The 19,986-nt window shown below is 67.9% G+C and carries 17 protein-coding genes and 1 pseudogene; 11 read left to right on the forward strand and 7 right to left on the reverse strand.

The features are described 5' to 3' along the window. Window positions 1-125: 125 nt before the first annotated feature. Window positions 126-2,686: pseudogene (gene car, locus ACTWP6_RS27760) on the reverse strand (carboxylic acid reductase); the annotation flags it as partial. A gap of 293 nt (window positions 2,687-2,979) precedes the next feature. Here car and ACTWP6_RS27765 point away from each other — a divergent pair. Then, on the forward strand, window positions 2,980-3,339 hold the full coding sequence (locus ACTWP6_RS27765) for a hypothetical protein (RefSeq protein ID WP_443189376.1): 360 nt from the start codon (window positions 2,980-2,982) through the stop codon (window positions 3,337-3,339). Here the strand turns inward: ACTWP6_RS27765 and ACTWP6_RS27770 are convergent. Together ACTWP6_RS27770 and gabT are read right to left on the reverse strand one after the other, a co-directional pair. Then, a complete protein-coding gene (locus tag ACTWP6_RS27770; RefSeq protein ID WP_260751987.1) occupies window positions 3,327-4,760 on the reverse strand; it encodes a gamma-aminobutyraldehyde dehydrogenase in 1,434 nt (477 codons plus the stop codon). The two genes, ACTWP6_RS27765 and ACTWP6_RS27770, sit on opposite strands and share 13 nt — an antisense overlap. 19 nt (window positions 4,761-4,779) lie before the next feature. Beyond that, window positions 4,780-6,129: a 4-aminobutyrate--2-oxoglutarate transaminase gene (gabT, locus tag ACTWP6_RS27775; protein WP_443189377.1), complete on the reverse strand. Its 1,350-nt coding sequence runs from the start codon at window positions 6,127-6,129 to the stop codon at window positions 4,780-4,782. A 338-nt stretch (window positions 6,130-6,467) separates the two neighbouring features. Between gabT and yajC the strand changes: the two genes are divergently transcribed. The 6 genes from yajC to ACTWP6_RS27805 all read left to right on the forward strand — a co-directional run bounded on the left by yajC (window position 6,468) and on the right by ACTWP6_RS27805 (window position 14,600). Further along, window positions 6,468-6,812 (forward strand): preprotein translocase subunit YajC, encoded by a 345-nt coding sequence (yajC, locus tag ACTWP6_RS27780; RefSeq protein ID WP_260751989.1) that lies wholly within the window; start codon window positions 6,468-6,470, stop codon window positions 6,810-6,812. A 106-nt stretch (window positions 6,813-6,918) separates the two neighbouring features. Next, window positions 6,919-8,682, forward strand: a complete 1,764-nt coding sequence (secD, locus tag ACTWP6_RS27785) for a protein translocase subunit SecD (protein WP_443189378.1) — start codon at window positions 6,919-6,921, stop codon at window positions 8,680-8,682. A gap of 3 nt (window positions 8,683-8,685) precedes the next feature. After that, window positions 8,686-9,966, forward strand: coding sequence for a protein translocase subunit SecF (gene secF, locus ACTWP6_RS27790; RefSeq protein WP_443189379.1), 1,281 nt, complete (start codon window positions 8,686-8,688; stop codon window positions 9,964-9,966). 6 nt (window positions 9,967-9,972) lie between these two features. Then, complete coding sequence (locus ACTWP6_RS27795; protein ID WP_443189380.1) at window positions 9,973-11,658, forward strand: ABC transporter substrate-binding protein; 1,686 nt, start codon at window positions 9,973-9,975, stop codon at window positions 11,656-11,658. Then, window positions 11,625-12,179: an adenine phosphoribosyltransferase gene (locus ACTWP6_RS27800; RefSeq protein ID WP_396884515.1), complete on the forward strand. Its 555-nt coding sequence runs from the start codon at window positions 11,625-11,627 to the stop codon at window positions 12,177-12,179. The genes ACTWP6_RS27795 and ACTWP6_RS27800 overlap by 34 nt, the downstream gene beginning before the upstream one ends. 39 nt (window positions 12,180-12,218) lie before the next feature. Then, on the forward strand, window positions 12,219-14,600 hold the full coding sequence (locus tag ACTWP6_RS27805) for a RelA/SpoT family protein (protein ID WP_443189381.1): 2,382 nt from the start codon (window positions 12,219-12,221) through the stop codon (window positions 14,598-14,600). A 9-nt stretch (window positions 14,601-14,609) separates the two neighbouring features. Here the strand turns inward: ACTWP6_RS27805 and ACTWP6_RS27810 are convergent, their stop codons facing one another. Then, window positions 14,610-15,134 carry a helix-turn-helix domain-containing protein gene (locus tag ACTWP6_RS27810; protein ID WP_443189382.1) on the reverse strand — a complete coding sequence of 175 codons (525 nt, stop codon included), beginning with the start codon at window positions 15,132-15,134 and terminating at the stop codon, window positions 14,610-14,612. A gap of 54 nt (window positions 15,135-15,188) precedes the next feature. Here ACTWP6_RS27810 and ACTWP6_RS27815 point away from each other — a divergent pair, with 54 nt between their 5' ends. Further along, window positions 15,189-15,527, forward strand: a complete 339-nt coding sequence (locus tag ACTWP6_RS27815; protein ID WP_443189383.1) for a hypothetical protein — start codon at window positions 15,189-15,191, stop codon at window positions 15,525-15,527. A 13-nt stretch (window positions 15,528-15,540) separates the two neighbouring features. On the opposite strand, the gene ACTWP6_RS27820 is transcribed toward ACTWP6_RS27815, so the two are convergent. Beyond that, the gene (locus ACTWP6_RS27820; RefSeq protein ID WP_443189384.1) at window positions 15,541-16,434 is read right to left on the reverse strand and encodes a peptidylprolyl isomerase; all 894 of its coding nucleotides are present in this window, start codon (window positions 16,432-16,434) and stop codon (window positions 15,541-15,543) included. Between the two features lie 118 nt (window positions 16,435-16,552). Between ACTWP6_RS27820 and ACTWP6_RS27825 the strand changes: the two genes are divergently transcribed. Together ACTWP6_RS27825 and hisS are read left to right on the forward strand one after the other, a co-directional pair. Beyond that, window positions 16,553-17,230, forward strand: a complete 678-nt coding sequence (locus tag ACTWP6_RS27825) for an MBL fold metallo-hydrolase (RefSeq protein WP_443189385.1) — start codon at window positions 16,553-16,555, stop codon at window positions 17,228-17,230. Then, a complete protein-coding gene (hisS, locus tag ACTWP6_RS27830; protein WP_443189386.1) occupies window positions 17,227-18,489 on the forward strand; it encodes a histidine--tRNA ligase in 1,263 nt (420 codons plus the stop codon). Before ACTWP6_RS27825 ends, hisS begins: the two co-directional genes overlap by 4 nt. Window positions 18,490-18,584: 95 nt before the next feature. On the opposite strand, the gene ACTWP6_RS27835 is transcribed toward hisS, so the two are convergent. Continuing rightward, the gene (locus tag ACTWP6_RS27835; RefSeq protein ID WP_443189387.1) at window positions 18,585-18,902 is read right to left on the reverse strand and encodes a hypothetical protein; all 318 of its coding nucleotides are present in this window, start codon (window positions 18,900-18,902) and stop codon (window positions 18,585-18,587) included. 139 nt (window positions 18,903-19,041) lie between these two features. Between ACTWP6_RS27835 and ACTWP6_RS27840 the strand changes: the two genes are divergently transcribed. Next, window positions 19,042-19,485, forward strand: a complete 444-nt coding sequence (locus ACTWP6_RS27840; RefSeq protein ID WP_443189388.1) for a lipoprotein LpqH — start codon at window positions 19,042-19,044, stop codon at window positions 19,483-19,485. Between the two features lie 28 nt (window positions 19,486-19,513). Here the strand turns inward: ACTWP6_RS27840 and ACTWP6_RS27845 are convergent, their stop codons facing one another. Next, window positions 19,514-19,858, reverse strand: a complete 345-nt coding sequence (locus tag ACTWP6_RS27845; protein WP_443189389.1) for a hypothetical protein — start codon at window positions 19,856-19,858, stop codon at window positions 19,514-19,516. Window positions 19,859-19,986: the final 128 nt, after the last annotated feature.

The following is a 19,986-nucleotide window of genomic DNA, read 5'->3' on the forward strand; positions in this document are numbered from 1 at the left end:
TTCCTTTGCTCGAGTGACTTTGACGGGTCTCTCGAAGAATCACGCGATGACCTTCAATCATTCGGCAACGACACGCCGGTACCGCTGATCAGGTCCGACTCGTACACCACTCTGCTGGACGCAACCGTCTGCGGGTCGAGCCCGAGATGTGGCTCGCCCTTGTCGCCGGCGAGGACCTGTTGGTGCTCGGCGGCCAGACGCCGGTAGTGCTCCAACAGCTCGGTATCCCCGCTGTCGAACGTTTGGTCCAGCCGCTCCCGTGCCGCGGCGTCGTCCTTCGCGCGCACCAGACAGATCAGCGTGCCACCGACCAACGCCATGCGCTCCAACCATTCGAGCGCGAGGTAGCGGCCCAGAAACCCGGTCGCCCCGGTCAGCAGCACGGTGCGGATCTCCTGGCGCGGCCCGGGCAGGGCGGGCGCGGCGGCGAGGGTCTCGGCGCCGAGGAACTTGTCCAACGTCAGGTCGCCGGCGTGCACCTCGGTCACCGGGCCGTCGGATCGCGCGTGCACCGACGCGAATGTCGGTCGCGTGGAACCGCTTCGGCGCTCGGAGTCGATGTAGTCGGCCAGCTCGCGGAGATCGGTGGCTGGGCTGACGATCACACCGACCGGAACCTCGACGTCGAAGATGTCACGGAGCAGGTTCGCGAAGGTCAACGCCGACAGGGAATCCCCGCCCAAGTCTGTGAAATGGGCGTCGTCGTGCACATCGCCGGCCGCGGTGCCGAGCAGCGCGGCGGCGGCGCGGCCGACGGTCTCGAGGGCCGGCCGGCCCGCCCCCTGCCGGCGACGTTGCCGCAGTGCGTCGGCCTGCCCTTCGGACAACTCGGTGTACAGCGCTTCCAGTCGGTTGCCGTACCGTTCCTTGAGTTTGGGACGGGCCAGCTTACGGATGCCGGTGAGCAGGCCGTTCTCCAGCGTGAAAGGCGTGGTCTCGATGAGTTGGTCGCGAGGGACCTCGTAGGACTGCAGTCCGGCCTCCTTGGCGACACGCTGAAGCGATTCCGCCACAGCCGTTTTCACGTCGTCACCGGCCAACGCCGCCTCGGTCGGCACCACCACTGCGAGCAGGTAGGGTCGCGCGCTGTTGCCGTACAGATAGATCTGGTGAACCAGCGGACTGTCCCCGAACACCGCTTCGAGTCTGGACACGGTGACGAATTCACCCTGGGACAGTTTCAGAACGTTGTTACGACGGTCGAGGTAGGCCAGGTGATCGGGGCCGGTCTCGGCGACGATGTCGCCCGTGCGGTAATAGCCGTCCGCGTCGAACATCTCGGCGGTGACGTCGGGACGCTTGTAATAGCCGGGAAACAGCGTCTCCGAATTGACCAGAAGCTCGCCGCGCGGGTGGGGACGGTCAGTGGCGAAGTAGCCGAGCTCGGGAACGTCGGCGAGTTTGTAGTCGATGACCGGGGGCCGCTGGACGAGCCCGTCCACGAACACCGCGCCGGCCTCCGTCGAGCCGTAACCGTCGACCAGGTGCATGTCGAGCAGGTCCTCGACGAAGGTCTTCATCTCTGAAGACAGCGGCGCCGAGCCCGTCATCGCCGTGACGAATCGGCCGCCGAGCAGGCTCTGCCGCAGGTCGGCGAGAACCTCGCGGTGCTCTGCCGCGCGGCCTCGAGTTCCTTGCACACCTCGGCGTAGACGGTGTCCCAGATCCGCGGGACGAAGCTCAATTGCGTGGGCCGCACCAGGGCAAGGTCCTGCAGAAAGGTCGAAAGATCGCTGCGTGCAGCGAAATACGCAGTGCCGCCGGCGCCCAGCGTCCCGTAGAGCAGGCCGCGGCCCATCATGTGGCTCATCGGCAGGAAGTTCAGCGTGATCAACGGAAGGCCGCCGCGGTTGCCCCAGTTCGCCTTGGTGGACTGCCGCCACGAGTTGGCCACCAGTCGTTCGGGGTACATCGCGCCCTTCGGGGCGCCGGTGCTGCCGGATGTGTAAATCAACAGGGCCAGCGTGTCGTCGTGGGAGGCGGAGATTTCGCGGTGCGGCAGTGTCGATCCGCGGGCGATGACCCGGGGGAGTGTCTCGACGTCGACCGCCGACCCGGCGGACTTCAGTCGGGCGGCGGCGGAGGCGACCGCGTCACGGTGATCGTCGATCCGCGTGTTGTGGTCGAACATCACCAGCCGTGTCACGGTCGCGGTTTCCAGCACGAGTGTCACCGCGTCGGTGAGCGAGTCGACCGACGAGGCGACGACACGCGGTTCGGTCTCGGCGACGATGGGCGCCAGCGTGCCCATCGGGGCGCTGGTCTGCAGCGGCACCGTCACCGCCCCGATGGTCGCCAGGGCCATGTCGATGGTGGTGTAGTCGATGCTGGTGAACCCGAGCATCGCGACACGGTCGCCGGGGCGCACGTCGTCGAGCGCGGCGGCCACGGCGTCGACGCGGCGCGACAGCTCCGCATAGCTGATCGTCTCGAAGTGGGGGAGCAGTGCGGCGCTGGTGCGGCCGGTGTCCGGATCGACGACGTAGCGCACGGCGCGCGCGCCGAGGGCCGGTCGGTCGGCGTAGCCGCCGAGCACGGTCGCGATGATCTCGGGAAGGCGCATGCCGGGTCGGTCGATGGTGTGGGAGACGGCCTCGTCGGGCACGGCGGCGGCGAATTGCGGGTCGGTGGCGCGCAGGTCGGCGATGCGACGAACGAGGCGGTCCTCGCGGGAGTCAGTGGGCATCTCAGTGGGCATCAGAGTTCCTCAGCGGAATCGCGGTGGGGGACGGGCGCGGCGCTGCGCCGTAAAAAAATTACGATAGTAAAACTAACTTTATTCCGTCACGGTAGCCTCGAGGCCTGTCAAAATGCTGTGAATGATTGCGGCGCAAGCCAACTCGCATATGTGCAGCGGGGGTCACACTGCGCGGTCCGGCGTTAAGCCCGCCACAGTCGGCCGTCTGCGTGCTTCTTCGGGTATCGCCGACGGTTAGCGTGGAATGAATAGGTTGGCTAATTGTCCAGGGAGGTCGGAAGGTGCACCCGCAGACGCAGCGGCTCACCGAGTTGTTCACGGCGCGGATGTCGGCCGGCACCCACGACGACGTCGCCGCGATCGTCCTCGGACCCCGGATGTGCGGGCTGTGCAGCGCGCTCGGCGCGCCGGTTCGGGACTGGTGGCGGATCGCTCGGTGGGCAGGCGCTGTTGACGACAGCGAGGTGCGCGACGAGCTCGGCGCCTACTTCGACGTGATGGTGGCATACCGGTGCGGGCAGCCCGGAGACGACCTGATCTCCGAGCTGATCGCCCATGACGTCGACGGTGACGGACTGACCGCCGACGAGATCCGGCAGATCCTCGTCGACTTCGTGCGGGCCGCGGCTCAGCCGGTGTAAGCCATCACGTGCTTGATGCGCGTGTAGTCCTCCAGCCCGTACATCGACAGGTCCTTGCCGTGGCCCGACGACTTGAAACCGCCGTGCGGCATCTCGGCGACCAGCGGGATGTGCGTGTTGATCCAGACGCAGCCGAAGTCGAGCGCATTGGAGACCCGAAGCGCCCTGGACACGTCCTTGGTCCACACCGACGACGCCAGTCCGTACTCGACCCCGTTGGCCCAGCCGATCGCCTCGTCCTCGTCGGAGAACGTCTGCACGGTGATCACCGGACCGAAGATCTCCTGCTGGATCAGCCGGTCGTCCTGGCGTAGCCCACCGATCACTGTCGGCTCGATGTAGAACCCCTTGTCGCCCTGGCGATTCGCCCCTACCGCGACGGTGGCGTGCGACGGGATGTCATCGAAGAAGGACAGCACCCGCTCCATCTGGTTGACGTTGTTGACCGGCGGCACCCAGGCGTCCTCATCGTCGGCGGGTCGGCCGAACGTGGTCGTGGCGGCCTTGGCCTGCTCGGCCAGGGCCGCGGTCAGGTCGGCCGCGATCGAGGCCGACGCCAGCACCCTGGTGGCAGCCGTACAGTCCTGCCCGGCGTTGAAGTACGCCGCGGTGGCGATGCCCTCGGCCGCGGCGGCCAAATCGGCGTCGTCGAACACCACCACCGGGGCCTTACCGCCGAGCTCCAGATGGGTGCGCTTGAGGTTACCTCCGGCGCTGACCGCGACTGCCTTGCCCGCCGCCACCGAGCCGGTGATCGACACCATCTCCGGGGTCGGGTGCGCCACCAGGGACGCGCCGGTCACCCGGTCGCCGGTGACGACGTTGAGCACGCCGGCGGGCAGGTGCTTGGCGGCCAGCTCGGCCAGCATCACCGTCGTCACCGGGGTGGTGTCGCTGGGTTTGATGACCACGGTGTTGCCCGCGGCGATGGCCGGGGCGATCTTCCAGATCGCCATCATCATCGGGTAGTTCCACGGTGCCACCTGCCCGATGACGCCGACCGGCTCGCGGCGGATCCACGACGTGTGGTCGGCCATGTATTCCCCGGCCGACTTGCCTTCCAGTACCCGGGCCGCGCCGGCGAAGAACCGGATCTGATCGACCATCGGCGGGATCTCCTCGACCGCGGTGACGTGATTGGGCTTTCCGGTGTTGCGGCCCTCGGCGGCGACCAACGCGTCCGCGGCCTTCTCCACCTCGTCGGCGAAGCCCAACAGCGCCTTCTGTCGTTGCGACGGTGTCGTCTTCTTCCACTCCTTGAACGCCCTGGCCGCCGCGGCATACGCCTCGTCGATGTCCTGTTCGTTGGAAACCGGTGCCGTGCCGTACTTTTCGCCGGTGCTCGGATCGACCAGCGGCATGGTGGCGCCACTGCTGGAGTCGACGAGGCGGCCGTCGATGAAGTTCTGAACTGTGGTCATGTCTTTGGAGCTCCTTGAGTCAGAGGTCGCGCAGGATCAGTTCGAGGATGTCGAGGCCTTCGAGCAGCAGTTCGTCGCTGATGGCCAGTGGAGGCAGGAAGCGCAGCACGTTGCCGAACGTGCCGCAGGACAACACGATCACGCCGGCCTGGTGGGCTGCGGCGAGCAGACTGCGGGTCAGCTCCGGGTCCGGTTCCAGCGTTCCGGACTTGACCAGTTCGACGGCGATCATCGCCCCACGGCCACGGACGTCGCCGATCCGGTCATCCTCGGCCTGCATCCGGCCCAGCCTGTCCTTCATCAGCGTCTCGATCTGACGGGCCCGCTCGACTAGACCCTCCGACTCGATGGTCTCGATGGTGGCCAGCGCGGCCGCGCAGGCCACCGGATTGCCGCCGTAGGTGCCGCCCAGCCCGCTGACGTGCGGGGCGTCCATGATCTCGGCGCGGCCGGTGACCGCGGACAGCGGCATCCCGTCGGCAATGCCCTTCGCGGTGACGATCAAATCGGGGACCAGGCCTTCGGGGCCCTCGTGTTCACAGGCGAACATCGCGCCGGTCCGGGCGAACCCGGTCTGCACCTCGTCGGCGATGAACACCACGCCGTTGGCCCGGCACCACTGAAGCAGGGTCGGCAGGAAACCCTCGGCGGGCACGATGAAACCGCCCTCGCCCTGGATCGGCTCGATGATCACGGCGGCAAGGTTGTCGGCGCCGACCTGCTTGTCGATCACCGTGATCGCCCGTCGGGCGGCCAGTTCGCCGTTGGTGGCCAGCTCCTTGCCGAACTCGGCGTCGCGGAACGGGTACGACAGCGGAGCGCGGTAGATCTCCGGGGCGAACGGGCCGAAGCCGTGCTTGTAGGGCATGGACTTCGCCGTCAGCGCCATCGTCAGGTTGGTGCGCCCGTGATAGGCGTGGTCGAACGACACCACCGCCTGCTTGCGGGTGTACGCGCGGGCGATCTTCACCGCGTTCTCGACGGCCTCGGAGCCCGAGTTGAACAATGCCGACCGCTTGTCGCCGTCCCCGGGTGTGAGCCGGTTGAGCGCCTCGGCCACGGCCACATATCCCTGGTAGGGCGTGACCATGAAGCAGGTGTGGGTGAACCGGCCGGCCTGGTCGGTGATGGCGTCGACCACTCGGGGCGACGAGTTCCCGACGGTGGTCACCGCGATGCCAGACCCGAGGTCGATCAGCCGATTGCCGTCGACGTCCTCGACGATGCCGCCGAACGCCCGCGCCGCGTACACCGGCATCGTGGTGCCGACGCCCCGGGCCACCGACGCGCTCTTGCGCGCGATCATCTCGGCGGAGCGGGGACCGGGAATGGCGGTGGCGAGGTGGCGGCTCTGTTCCAGAGCGCTCACGGGAAACCTCCTACAGGCCTCAACGGGACCGGGTTCGACGACTGCCGAGTTACCGTCTGAGCCTAGTCGCTGAACCGGCTGATCCGTCGAGAACATCGCCACCTTGATGCGGAATCATCGCTGTCTGGCGCTGTCGGCTTCGGATTCCGTCGCGAATGGACCCGGTGGGCGAGGTCGTGGCAGGGGACGCCCGACCAGGGTCGTGGCCTCAAGCGGCCGAAATGGCACACTGGTTAGTTGAGCCCGCGCGTGAGTCCGCGCGACGGGCCCCTGTTGCGGCAGGTGCGACAGCCTGCACGCATGACCGATACGAAGACTTTTAGAGAGACATTGCCGCCATGGATCTGGTCGTTTTCCTGCCCCTGCTCATCATCATGGGCGCATTCATGTACTTCGCGTCGCGGCGCCAGAAGAAGGCCATGCAGGCGACCATCGACCTGCACAACTCGCTGCAGATCGGCGACCAGGTGCACACCACCTCCGGCCTGAAGGGCACGATCACCGGTATCACCGACGACTACGTCGACCTGGAGATCGCCCCCGGTGTGGTCACCACCTGGATGAAGCTGGCGGTGCGGGACCGCATCGTCGACGACATCGACGAGGACGGCGACACCGATGACGCCGATCTCGACGCCGGCGCCGACCTCGGCGAGCGGCCCAACACCAAGAGCGACGGCTGAAATCTCAGCAACAGCACGTAATCTTTTCGTGTCTTTCCATGTCTTTCCGTACCTTCGCGCCCTCGTGCGGTACCTGACGAACTGATCTCTAGGAGACTGTAAACACGTGGCATCGTCTTCGACGGTTCACCCTGCCCGCTATCTGGCACTGTTTCTGGTGCTGCTCATCGGCGCCTACCTGCTGGTGTTCCTGACGGGGGACAAGAAGGCCGAACCCAAACTGGGCATCGACCTGCAGGGCGGCACCCGCGTCACCCTGACCGCGCGCACCCCTGACGGCTCACCGCCGTCGCGCGAATCACTGGAGCAGGCCAAGCAGATCATCGGCTCCCGCGTCGACGGTCTCGGCGTGTCGGGTTCAGAGGTCATCATCGACGGCCAGAACCTCGTGATCACCGTCCCCGGTGACGACACCAGCGAAGCCCGCAGCCTGGGGCAGACGGCTCGGCTGTACATCCGTCCCGTCGTCCACGTAATCCCGGCCGCCGGTGCGATGCCGCCCGGAGCGGAAGCCGGCCCGCAGGGCGGTGCCCCCGGGGCTCCACCGGGAGCGCCCGGAACGCCGCCGGGCGCCGAACCCAGCCCCGCGCCCGGTGCGGATGCGGCCGCCGAGCCGGGGGCGCCGCAAGCACCCGCCCCGCAGCCGCGTCCGTTCCCGCAACAGCCGGCGCCGACCCCGCCTCCGGGACCGTCGCCGACCCCCGCGCCCGGAGCGCAGCCGGCGCCGGGCGCCGCGACGCCGGGTGACAACAAGGATGTCCCGCTGGCCACCCGCATCCAGGACGAGAAGCGGCTGCGGCAGAGCACGGAGCAGGCGATCCAGATCCTCGCGCTGCAGTTCCAGGCCACCCGCTGCGGCCAGGAGGACGTGCTGGCGGGCAACGACGACCCGAACCTGCCGCTGGTGACCTGCTCGCAGGACGGCAATGAGGTCTATCTGCTGGACAAGTCGATCATCAACGGCGAGCAGATCGCCAACGCGACGTCCGGGCTGAACCAGCAGGCCGGCGAGTACGTCGTCGACGTCGAGTTCAAGAGCGACGCCGCGAAGGTGTGGGCGGACTTCACCGCCGCGAACATCGGCACGCAGACCGCGTTCGTCCTCGATTCGCAGGTGGTCAGCGCCCCGGTGATCCAGGAGGCCATCCCCGGTGGCCGCACGCAGATCACCGGCCAGTTCACCCAGGACACCGCGCGCGAACTCGCCAACGTCCTCAAGTACGGCTCACTGCCACTGTCCTTCGAATCCTCGGAGGCCGAGACCGTGTCCGCGACGCTGGGCCTGTCCTCGCTGCGGGCCGGCCTGATCGCCGGCGCGGTCGGGCTCGTTGCGGTGCTGCTGTACTCGCTGCTGTACTACCGGGCGCTGGGCGTGCTCATCGCGCTGTCGCTGACCGCGTCGGGGGCCATGGTGTTCGCGATCCTGGTGCTGCTCGGCAGATACATCAACTACACGCTGGACCTGGCCGGTATCGCGGGTCTGATCATCGGTATCGGTATGACGGCCGACTCGTTCGTGGTGTTCTTCGAACGCATCAAGGACGAGATCCGGGAGGGGCGCTCGTTCCGGTCGGCGGTGCCACGAGGCTGGGCCCGCGCCCGCAAGACCATCGTCTCCGGCAACGCCGTGACCCTGCTCGCCGCAGCGGTGCTGTACTTCCTGGCTGTGGGTCAGGTGAAGGGCTTTGCGTTCACCCTCGGCCTGACCACCATCCTCGACGTCGTGATCGTGTTCCTGGTGACCTGGCCGCTCGTGTACGCGGCGTCGAAGTCCACGTTGTGGGCCAAGCCGTCGCTCAACGGGTTGGGTGCCGTCCAACAGATCGCACGCGAACGCCGAGCGGCCGCGAACGCGGCGGGACGGGGATAGATCATGGCGACACGTCACCGCACAGACAACGACGAATCCGGCGCGATCGAGGCGCCCGACCTGGAGTCCGCCGCGACCGGCGCAGCCAAGCACGGCTTCTTCGTCCGGCTCTACACAGGCACCGGCGCCTTCGAGGTCATCGGCAAACGCAAGCTGTGGTACACGGTAAGCGGGCTGATCATTTTGGTGTCGCTCGGCGCGATGCTGTTGCGCGGGTTCACCTTCGGCATCGACTTCGAGGGTGGCACCAAGGTGTCGTTCCCCCGCAGCGACACCCAGGCCAGCACCTCGCAGGTCGAGACCGTCTTCACCGACACTATCGGCAACCCGCCGGAATCGGTCGTGATCGTCGGCGCCGGCGACTCGGCGACGTTCCAGATCCGTTCGGAGACCCTGGACAACGAGCAGATCATCGAGCTGCGCAAGGCGCTGTTCGACGCGTTCCAGCCGAAAGGACCGGACGGCCAGCCCAGCGAACAGGCCATCTCCGACTCCGCGGTGTCGGAGACCTGGGGTGGGCAGATCACCCAGAAGGCGCTGATCGCGCTCGTGGTCTTCCTCGTGCTGGCGGCCATCTACATCACGGTGCGCTACGAGCGATACATGGCGATCGCGGCGCTGGCGACCCTGGTGTTCGACCTCGTCGTGACCGCCGGGGTGTACGCACTCGTCGGCTTCGAGGTCACCCCGGCCACCGTCATCGGCCTGCTGACGATTCTGGGCTTCTCGCTCTACGACACGGTCATCGTGTTCGACAAGGTCGAGGAGAACACCGACGGGTTCGAGCACACCACCCGCCGGACGTTCGCCGAGCAGGCCAACCTGGCGGTGAACCAGACCTTCATGCGGTCGATCAACACCAGCCTGATCTCCGTGCTGCCGATCATCGCGCTGATGGTGATCGCGGTGTGGCTGCTCGGCGTCGGCACGCTCATGGATCTCGCGCTCGTCCAGCTGGTCGGTGTGATCGTCGGCACCTATTCGTCGATCTACTTCGCCACACCGCTGCTGGTGAGCCTGCGCGAACGCACCGAGCTGGTCAGCAAGCACACCCGCCGGGTGCTCAACCGCCGTCAGACGGCGGCGGCCAAGGCCGGCGGCGCCGACCTGACCGGGGCCGACGCGCTCGCCGACGACGACGCCGTGACGGCCGAACCCGCGGCCGTGGTGTCCACACCGCCGGCTCCCGCGCCTGACAAGCCTGCCCCCGGCGCCCGCCCCGTGCGGCCCACCAGCAGCCGGACCGGGCGACCGTCGGGTAAGCGCACCCCGCGGAACCGGTAGCCGCCGATGGCCGATCGCTGGCGCCTGCGAGTCCGCCGGGCACCTCGCCCACGTCGCGCGATCGCGTTGACCGCGGTGCTGGCCGTGGTGGGCGGGCTGGGGTTGACCTCGTGCGGGGACGCCACCGCCGACACCGTCGACTACGCCGTGGACGGAGCGCTGGTCACCTACAACACCAACACCGTCGTCGGCGCCGCATCGGGCGGACCGCAGGCGTTCGCACGGGTCCTGACCGGGTTCAACTATCACGGGCCGGACGGTCAGATCGTCGGCGACCACGACTTCGGCACCATCTCGGTGGTGGGCCGCAGCCCGCTGATCCTGGACTACGAGATCAAGGCCGAGGCGGTGTACTCCGACGGCAAACCGATCACCTGCGACGACATGGTGCTGGCATGGGCGTCGCAGTCGGGCCGGTTCCCGGGATTCGACGCGGCCAGCCGCGCGGGCTACGTCGACATCGCGAGCGTCGACTGCGCGCCGGGGCAGAAGAAGGCCAGGGTGTCGTTCGCTCCGGAACGCGGTTTCACCGACTACGGCCAGCTGTTCGCGGCGACGTCGATGATGCCGGCCCACGTGATCGCCGACGTCCTCGGTCTCGGTGACGGCGGGGTGACCCGGGCGCTGCTCGACAACGACCGCCCGACCGTCGAGCGCATCGCGCAGGTGTGGAACACCACCTGGGACCTGACGCCCGACCTCGACCTGAAGAAGTTCCCGTCCTCGGGCCCCTACAAGATGGACTCCGTCACCGAGGACGGCGCGGTGAAACTGGTGGCCAACGACAAATGGTGGGGCACCACACCGGTCACCGCCGAGATCACCGTGTGGCCGCGCAGCGCCGACATGCAGGACAAGGTCAACGAGGGCGCCTATGACGTCGTCGATATCGCCACCGGGTCGTCGGGCACGCTGAACCTGCCCGACGACTACGTGCGCACCGACTCGCCGTCGGCGGGCGTCGAACAGCTCATCTTCGCCCCGGGTGGCCCGCTGGCCGCGGTGCCGGCGCGCCGGGCATTGGCCCTGTGCACACCCCGTGACGTGATCGCCCGCAACGCCGAGGTGCCGGTGGCCAACACGCGGCTGAACAGCGCGACGGTGGACGCTTACAGCGCCGCCGAAGTCACGCCGCAGGTCAACGAGTTCGCGGTGGCCAACCCCGACGCCGCGCGCGCCGCGCTGGACGGGGCGCCCCTGACCGTGCGGATCGGCTACCAGACCCCCAACGCGCGTCTGGCCGCGACCGTCGGCGCCATCGCGAAGGCGTGTGCCCCCGCGGGCATCACCGTCGAGGACGTGGCGGGGGAGAATGTCGGCCCGTTGTCGTTGCGCAACAATGAGATCGACGTGCTGATCGCCACCGTCGGGGGAGCGGCGGGCAGCGGGTCGACGGGCTCGTCGACGATGGATGCCTACGCGTTGCACAGCGCCAACGGCAACAACCTGCCCCGCTACCGCAACGAGCGCATCGACGCGATCATCGCAACGCTGGCCGTCGTCTCCGACCCGAAGGAGATCGCGCGGCTGCTCGGTGAGGCCGCGCCGATTCTGTGGGGCGACATGCCGACGCTGCCGCTGTACCGCCAGCAGCGCACGCTGCTGACCTCGGCCAAGATGTACGCGGTGAGCGGCAATCCGACACGATGGGGCGCGGGATGGAACATGGATCGTTGGAAGCTGAGCCAGTGAGCGACATCGCCGACGTGATCGCGTCCCTGGTGCGGGAGGTCCCGGACTTCCCCGAACCTGGCATCCAGTTCAAGGACCTGACGCCGGTGCTCGCCGACGCGCACGGGCTGGCGCAGGTGAGCAGGGCCATCGCCGACGCCGCGCGCGGGGCGGACCTGATCGCCGGGGTGGACGCCCGCGGCTTCCTGCTCGGTGGTGCGGTCGCGATCAGCCTGGGCATCGGTGTTCTCGCGGTGCGCAAGGGCGGCAAACTGCCACCCCCGGTCATCAGCCAGACCTACTCCCTGGAATACGGCACGGCCACGCTGGAGGTCCCCGCCGAGGGCATCGATCTGGCGGGCCGCTGCGTGGTGATCATCGACGATGTACTGGCCACCGGTGGCACGCTGGCCGCCACCCATCAGTTGCTCACCCGGGTCGGCGCGAACGTGACCGGTGCGGTGGTGATGATGGAGCTCACGGCGCTGGGCGGTCGCACCGCGCTGGGACCGCTCGAGGTGACCAGTCTCTACACCGTCTGAGCGGATATCCTGCGAAGAGCACAGATCCCGGAGGTGAACATGGCCGACAAGGTTCGGACCGAGCCCGCCAGCCAGGCTGTGCAGTCGCCGTCCCGGCCGCCGGTGTCCAGCCCGGAGACCCAGCCGTTGGAGCTGCCCCGCGGCGACAGCACCAAACCGGCCACCAGCGCGTCCCGCCGGGTGCGGGCCAGGCTGGCCCGTCGGATGACGTCCCAGCGCAGCACGATCAACCCGGTGCTCGAACCGCTTGTCGCAGTGCACCGCGAGATCTACCCGAAGGCCGACCTGACGTTGCTGCAGAAGGCCTACGAAGTCGCCGAGCAACGGCATGCCGACCAGCTGCGCCGCTCCGGCGACCCGTACATCACCCATCCGCTGGCGGTCGCGAACATCCTGGCCGAGCTCGGGATGGACACCACCACGCTGATCGCCGCGCTGCTCCACGACACCGTCGAGGACACCGGCTACACGCTCGAGCAGTTGACCCAGGAGTTCGGGACCGAGGTCGGCCACCTCGTCGACGGTGTCACCAAGCTTGACAAGGTCGCGCTCGGCACGGCGGCCGAGGGCGAGACCATCCGCAAGATGATCATCGCGATGGCGCGTGACCCACGGGTGCTGGTGATCAAGGTCGCCGACCGGCTGCACAACATGCGCACGATGCGTTTCCTGCCGCCCGAGAAGCAGGCCCGCAAGGCTCGCGAAACGCTGGAAGTCATTGCGCCCCTTGCTCATCGGCTCGGGATGGCGACGGTCAAGTGGGAACTGGAGGATCTGTCGTTCGCGATCCTGCATCCGAAGAAGTACGAGGAGATCGTGCGGCTGGTCGCCGACCGGGCCCCGTCGCGGGACACCTATCTGGCCAAGGTGCGCGCCGAGATCACCGCGACCCTGAACGCGTCGATGATCAACGCTGTGGTCGAGGGCCGGCCGAAACACTACTGGTCGATCTATCAGAAGATGATCGTCAAGGGCCGTGACTTCGATGACATCCACGACCTGGTCGGCGTACGCATTCTGTGCGACGAGCTGCGAGACTGTTATGCCGCCGTCGGCGTGGTGCACTCGCTGTGGCAACCCATCGCCGGGCGGTTCAAGGACTACATCGCCCAGCCGCGGTTCGGGGTGTACCAGTCGCTGCACACCACGGTCGTGGGCCCCGAGGGCAAGCCGCTGGAGGTGCAGATCCGCACCATCGACATGCACAAGACCGCCGAGTACGGCATCGCCGCGCACTGGCGTTACAAGGAAGCCAAGGGCCGCAACGGAGTTCCGCCCAGCCACGCCGCCACCGAGATCGACGACATGGCGTGGATGCGCCAGCTGCTCGACTGGCAGCGGGAGGCCGCCGACCCCGGTGAGTTCCTCGAATCGCTGCGCTACGACCTCGCGGTGCAGGAGATCTTCGTGTTCACCCCGAAGGGGGATGTGATCACGCTGCCCACCGGGTCGACACCGGTGGACTTCGCCTACGCGGTGCACACCGAGGTGGGGCACCGCTGCATCGGCGCCCGTGTCAACGGTCGGCTGGTCGCGCTGGAACGCAAGCTCGAAAACGGGGAAGTGGTGGAGGTTTTCACCTCCAAAGCCCCGAATGCGGGGCCGTCGCGGGACTGGCAGACCTTTGTCGTCTCACCGCGGGCCAAGGCCAAGATCCGGCAGTGGTTCGCCAAGGAGCGCCGCGAGGAGGCGCTGGAATCCGGCAAGGAGGCCATCGCCCGCGAAGTCCGCCGTGGCGGACTTCCGTTGCAGCGGCTGATGAATGCCGAGACCATCACCGCGCTGGCCCGGGAGCTGCGCTACATCGACGTGTCGGCGCTCTACACGGCTGTCGGTGAGGGGCATGTCTCGGCGCGGCATGTCGTGCAGCGGCTGGTGGCCCAGCTCGGCGGCGACGACGAGGCCGCCGACGAGATCGCCGAGCGGTCCACGCCGGCGACCATGCCGGTGCGGCAGCGCACCAACGATGACGTCGGCGTCGCGGTGCCGGGCGCGCCCGGCGTGCTGACCAAGCTCGCCAAGTGCTGCACGCCGGTGCCCGGCGACAACATCATGGGCTTCGTGACCCGCGGCGGCGGGGTCAGCGTGCACCGCACCGACTGCACGAATGCGTCGTCGTTGCAACAACAGTCGGAGCGCATCATCGATGTCCAGTGGGCGCCGTCGCCGTCGTCGGTGTTCCTGGTCGCCATCCAGGTGGAGGCGCTCGACCGGCACCGGTTGCTGTCGGATGTGACCCGGGTGCTCGCCGACGAGAAGGTCAACATTCTCTCGGCGTCGGTGACCACGTCCAACGACCGGGTCGCGATCAGCCGGTTCACCTTCGAGATGGGGGACCCCAAGCACCTCGGTCACGTGCTCAACGTGGTGCGCAACGTGGAGGGCGTCTACGACGTCTACCGCGTGACGTCAGCGGCGTGAGCCGCAGTCTCAGCGCGCGGGCATCAGCACGGTGCTGAGCAACCGTTTGGTGCGGCCCGCGCTGCGGCGATTGCCCATGCGTGCCGTGATCACCGCGGCGAGTTCGTCCCGGAGCGCGTGCATTTCGTCGTCGTCCAACCACAGCGCGGCCTGGGTGAAGGCCACGCCGTCGGCTACGACGTCGACCTCGGGGGCCGCCAGGTAGCGGTCGAAGTCCGCCATCAGCATCGCGACGAAGGCGGCGAACGCGCGGCGGTGGTCTTCACGGGTCAAGTCGCGCGCCTGCTGCGGGGAGACCACCGCGGAGGGCAGGTGTAGGCGGACGGTCCGCTCGACGGCCCCTCGCACTTGTCGCTCGCGCGCCACTTCCAGCACGCCGGCTTCAGAGAGCGTGGCGATGTGCCGGTACAGCGACGCCGCTGGGATCTCGGGGAGCTCGGCGCGCAGGTCACCGGCGGTCAGTTCGCTGCCGTCCAGCATCGCCTGGACGATGCGCATGCGAACCGGGTGCAGCAGAAGATCGAGCGAAGCCATCTGCCTATTATCGCCCTTGGTATCATTATCAATAATGAGAAAGGAGAGGGATCGATGGCTGAACTTCGACGGGTCGGGACGGATGTGGAGCTGCGTCTGACGCTCGGGGAGAAGATCGCGGGCCTGCACGGCGACATCCGCGTGCCGGTGTCGGCGGTGAAGGCCGTCGACGTCGTGGACGAGCCGCTGCGCGCGGTGGCCGGCATGCGGGCCCCGGGTCTGCACTGGCCCGGACGCACGAAGATCGGTACCTGGCGCCGACGGGGCCGCAAGACGTTCGCCGTCGCGCGGGCGGGACGGCCCGCGGTGCAGATCGAACTCGACGGTCAGAACTACGACCGGTTGGTGGTCAGCGTCGCCGACGCGCAGTCGTCGGCGGATTCGCTGCGCTGAGCCTTCCCGGCGGTCAGTCCAGCTGGATGGACTTCACCGTGGTCGCCAGCTTGGGCGGGCCGTCGGGCCCGCCACCGTCGACGCCCTCGGCCGCGATCTTGTCCAGGGTGGCCAGACCGGTCTCGTCGATCGTGCCGAAGACCGTGTACTGCGGCGGCAGCTGCGAATCCTGGTAGACGAGGAAGAACTGGCTGCCGTTGGTGCCGGGGCCGGCATTGGCCATCGCCAGCGTGCCGCGCGGGTACACCACGGGCTGGCCGAGCGCAGGATCGTCGGGCTGGTACTGGTCGGTCGGGTACTCGTTGGCGAACTGGTAGCCGGGACCGCCGGTGCCCTCACCGGTCGGGTCGCCGCACTGCAGCACCCCGAGAGAGTCGCTGGTGGTGAGACGGTGGCACGGGGTGTCGTTGAAGTAGCCCTGCTGTGCCAGGCTGGCGAAGCTGTTGACCGTGCACGGCGACTTGCCGTTGTCGAGCTGCAGCCCGATGTTGCCCTGGTCGGTGACCATGCTGGCGCTGACCTGGGCCGGCTCGGTGGGCACCTTGCCACTGCGCGGCGGGGTGTTCTCCTTGCTGGCCGGCTCGGCCGCGGGGTACTGGCAGTCGCCGCCCAGATTTTCCGGTGCGGTGAACTCGGGCAGGGCCCCGGCCTCCGCCGGCGCCGGCATGTCGAGTGGCGACGACGGCTCGGTGGTGGCGGTGGTGCTGGAAGCGGACGCGGTCTGGGTGCCGGAGTCGCGGTTGGTGATCACGATGGTGGCGACCACGGCGGCGACGATGACGACGGCTGCCACCGCCGATCCGATGATCGTGTACAGGCGGCGCTTGCGCTCACGCTCGGCCCGATGCTCCATCTGTCGCTCGAGCTTGCGCTTGGCGGTTGCACGCCGTTGTTCGTTCGTCGGCACGGCCGGTGTCCTCCTCGAAGTTGATCCGGTCGGCACCGAGTGTGCCAGCTCCGGCTGGAAACGGCCGCCGCGACCCTCCTGAACAGGCTCACCACCTGGGCATGGGAAGCTGGAAGACGTGTTGATCACCGGATTCCCGGCCGGCATGTTGGCGTGCAACTGCTACGTGCTGGCCCCGCGGCAGGGCGCCGACGCCATCGTCGTCGACCCCGGCCAGCGGGCGATGGGTCCGCTGCGCCGGATCCTCGACGAGAACCGGCTGACCCCGGCCGCGGTACTCCTCACGCACGGGCATATCGACCACATATGGTCGGCGCAGAAGGTGGCCGACACCTACGGGTGCCCGGCCTTCATCCACCCGGCCGACCGGCACATGCTCACCGACCCGATCAAGGGCTTCGGGAGGGGGTTTCTCGGCGGCCTGGCGCGCACCGCGCTCGGAGCCATGTTCCGCGAGCCCAGGCAGGTGCTCGAACTGGACCGCGACGGGGACAAGATCGAGCTCGGCGGGATCACCGTCGCCGTCGACCACACCCCCGGCCACACCCAGGGCTCGGTGGTGTTCCGCGTCGAGCACGGGCCCGAGCAGGTGGCCTTCACCGGCGACACGTTGTTCCGGTCGTCGGTCGGACGGACCGACCTGCCCGGCGGCAGCGGGCGGGACCTGCTCGAATCGATCGTCACAAAACTGTTGGTGCTCGACGACGACACTCTGGTTCTACCGGGGCACGGCGAGCGCAGCACCATCGGCATCGAACGCCACACCAACCCATTCCTCGAAGGTTTGACTCCGTGACTGACTCGTTCAAGGCGCCCAAGGGCGTCCCCGACTACTTCCCGCCGGACTCGGCCGAGTTCGTCGCCGTACGCGCAGGGCTGCTGGCCGCAGCCCGACGCGCCGGCTACGGCGACATCGAGCTGCCGATCTTCGAGGACACCGCGCTGTTCGCGCGCGGGGTGGGGGAGTCCACCGACGTGGTCTCCAAGGAGATGTACACCTTCGCCGATCGCGGTGAGCGATCGGTGACACTGCGGCCCGAAGGCACCGCCGGCGTGATGCGGGCGGTCATCGAGCATGGCCTCGACCGTGGTCAGCTGCCCGTCAAGCTGTGTTACGCCGGCCCGTTCTTCCGCTACGAGCGCCCGCAGGCAGGCCGGTATCGGCAGCTGCAGCAGGTGGGCGTCGAAGCGATCGGCATCGACGATCCCGCGCTGGACGCCGAGGTGATCGCTGTCGCCGACGCCGGGTTCCGATCTCTGGGCCTTGACGGGTTCCGGCTGGAGATCACCTCGCTGGGCGATGACAGTTGCCGGCCGCAGTACCGGGAACTGTTGCAGGACTTCCTGTTCAAGTTGGATCTGGACGAAGAAACGCGGCACCGCGCGCAGATCAACCCGCTGCGGGTGCTCGATGACAAGCGCCCGCACGTGAAGGAGATGACCGCCGACGCGCCGGTCATGCTCGATCACCTCTCCGACGCGGCCAAGGCACACTTCGACACCGTGCTCGCGCACCTGGACGCGTTGTCGGTGCCGTACGTGATCAACCCGCGGATGGTGCGCGGGCTGGACTACTACACCAAGACGACGTTCGAGTTCGTCCACGACGGGCTCGGCGCCCAGTCCGGCATCGGCGGCGGGGGCCGTTACGACGGCCTGATGTCACAGCTGGGTGGCCGGGACCTGTCCGGGATCGGCTTCGGCCTCGGGGTGGACCGCACGCTGCTGGCGCTGCGCGCCGAGGGCAAGACGGCCGGGGAGACGGCGCGGGTGGACGTGTACGCGGTGCCGCTGGGGGCCGACGCCAAGGTACGGCTGGCAGTACTGGCCGCGCAGTTACGGGCGGCGGGGGTGCGCGTCGACGTCGCCTACGGCGACCGGAGTCTCAAGGGCGCGATGAAGGGCGCCGACCGGTCGGGGGCCTCGATCGCGCTGGTGGCCGGGGACCGGGATCTGGAGGCCGGCACGGTCGGGGTGAAGAGCATGGCCACCGGCGAGCAGGTCGACATCGCACTCGATCAGGTTGTCGCAGAAGTCCTTTCCCGTCTGGCGTAGCCCGGTGTCATGGCGAGTGTCATGGCGAGCGTGCGTGTCTGTGGCGGACACGCCGTGGAAACTGCCGAGAATGCGCACGCTCGTCCATGAGGGACTCAGCTGACGGGAGTCCTTCTCGAAGTCAACACGCGCTGCACGCCGGCCGCACTCACCATCAGCGCTCCCAACACCGCGACGGTGATGGTCCACAGCCTCCGGTCCTCCAGTTCCATGCGACACAGGTGCGTGTAGTTCACGTCGACCACGATCTCGCCGTCTACGGGTACGTTCGCTGCGTTCGAGTCGTCGAGCGATCGAGCCTCCGACAGGTCGGGCGCGACAACACTGCCACAACTGACGCTCTGCTGAAAAGGCGAGACTGACACGGGCGTGATCAGTCCCAGGAGCCCGACCAGCAAGGCCACCACACCCACGAAGATTGCTATCCATCGCACCATGCCGTATCCGTACCCGCAGACGCCGCTTTGATACGTGCCGGCCCGCTGCACGACCGTATGACTTCGTGGCGCCGGGGTACTTGTGAGCGTGTGTGCTCACCACCAAGCCCGATTGATGCCAGGCCGCGCGCACCCCACGCGGGCTCTCGGACTTGCACTTGCGGCTCTGCTGGGTGCAGGGTGCTCAACCGACGGCCACGAGGCCCTCGGTACCCACACTGCGCGAGTGCTGATCAACGGCAGTGTGGTCGAGGAGCAGATGCGAATCACGTGTGACCAGGTCGGTTGGGTGTGGTTCATCGAAAGTCTGCAGCAGGAACCAGGTTTCACCGCTCAGGTGCGCACCGGCGACGCGGTGGGCGCGCGACTGGTCCGGATTCAGAATCTGGCCGGCTTCACCGGCAATTCGTGGAACGCCGATCCGGCGACCGCCCCGGTCGAAGCCGATGCCACGTTCTCCGATGGGGTATTCACGATCACCGGAACCGCGGTGGGGTATTACGTCGACGAACCCGGGGACACAGACACCGCGCACTTCGAGTTCAGGACCGGTTGCTAGACCGAGCCGAGTACCTGCCGGTGGTCCGTCACCGAGTCTGGACGGGGCACGCCTCGACCGGCACCGGCAACGTGATGTCGCCGGCCCGCTCGAAACGGAAGGTCACGTCAGTCGAGGTGGCGGGTCGCAGGCCTGGATCCAATCGTTGGAGCCGGACCGCCGGGTGACGCCCGTCGGGGGCTGGACCGTGGTTCGCCTCGCCGAAGGCGGCGGTCGACTTCGGGGGGATGGCCACGCTGTCGATGCCGTGCGCCTGCGCGGCCGCGCCGATGGTCAGACCGAGGAGTCGCTCGGTGTCTGCGGGACGGTTGTTCGTGACGGTGAAACGCATTTCGCCGCCGGCATCGAGTTGCAGCGCGCATTCGCCGGGCACAAGGTTGCGTCCAGCAGAGTGGTGTACGAGTCGGACCTGATCAGCGGTACCGGCGTGTCGTAGCCGACTGATTGAGGGTCATCGCGTGATTCTTCGAGAGACCGACCAAAGTCACTCGAGCAAAGGAA

Source organism: Mycobacterium sp. 4D054, assembly GCF_052245755.1.
In the GTDB taxonomy this organism is placed as follows: domain Bacteria; phylum Actinomycetota; class Actinomycetes; order Mycobacteriales; family Mycobacteriaceae; genus Mycobacterium.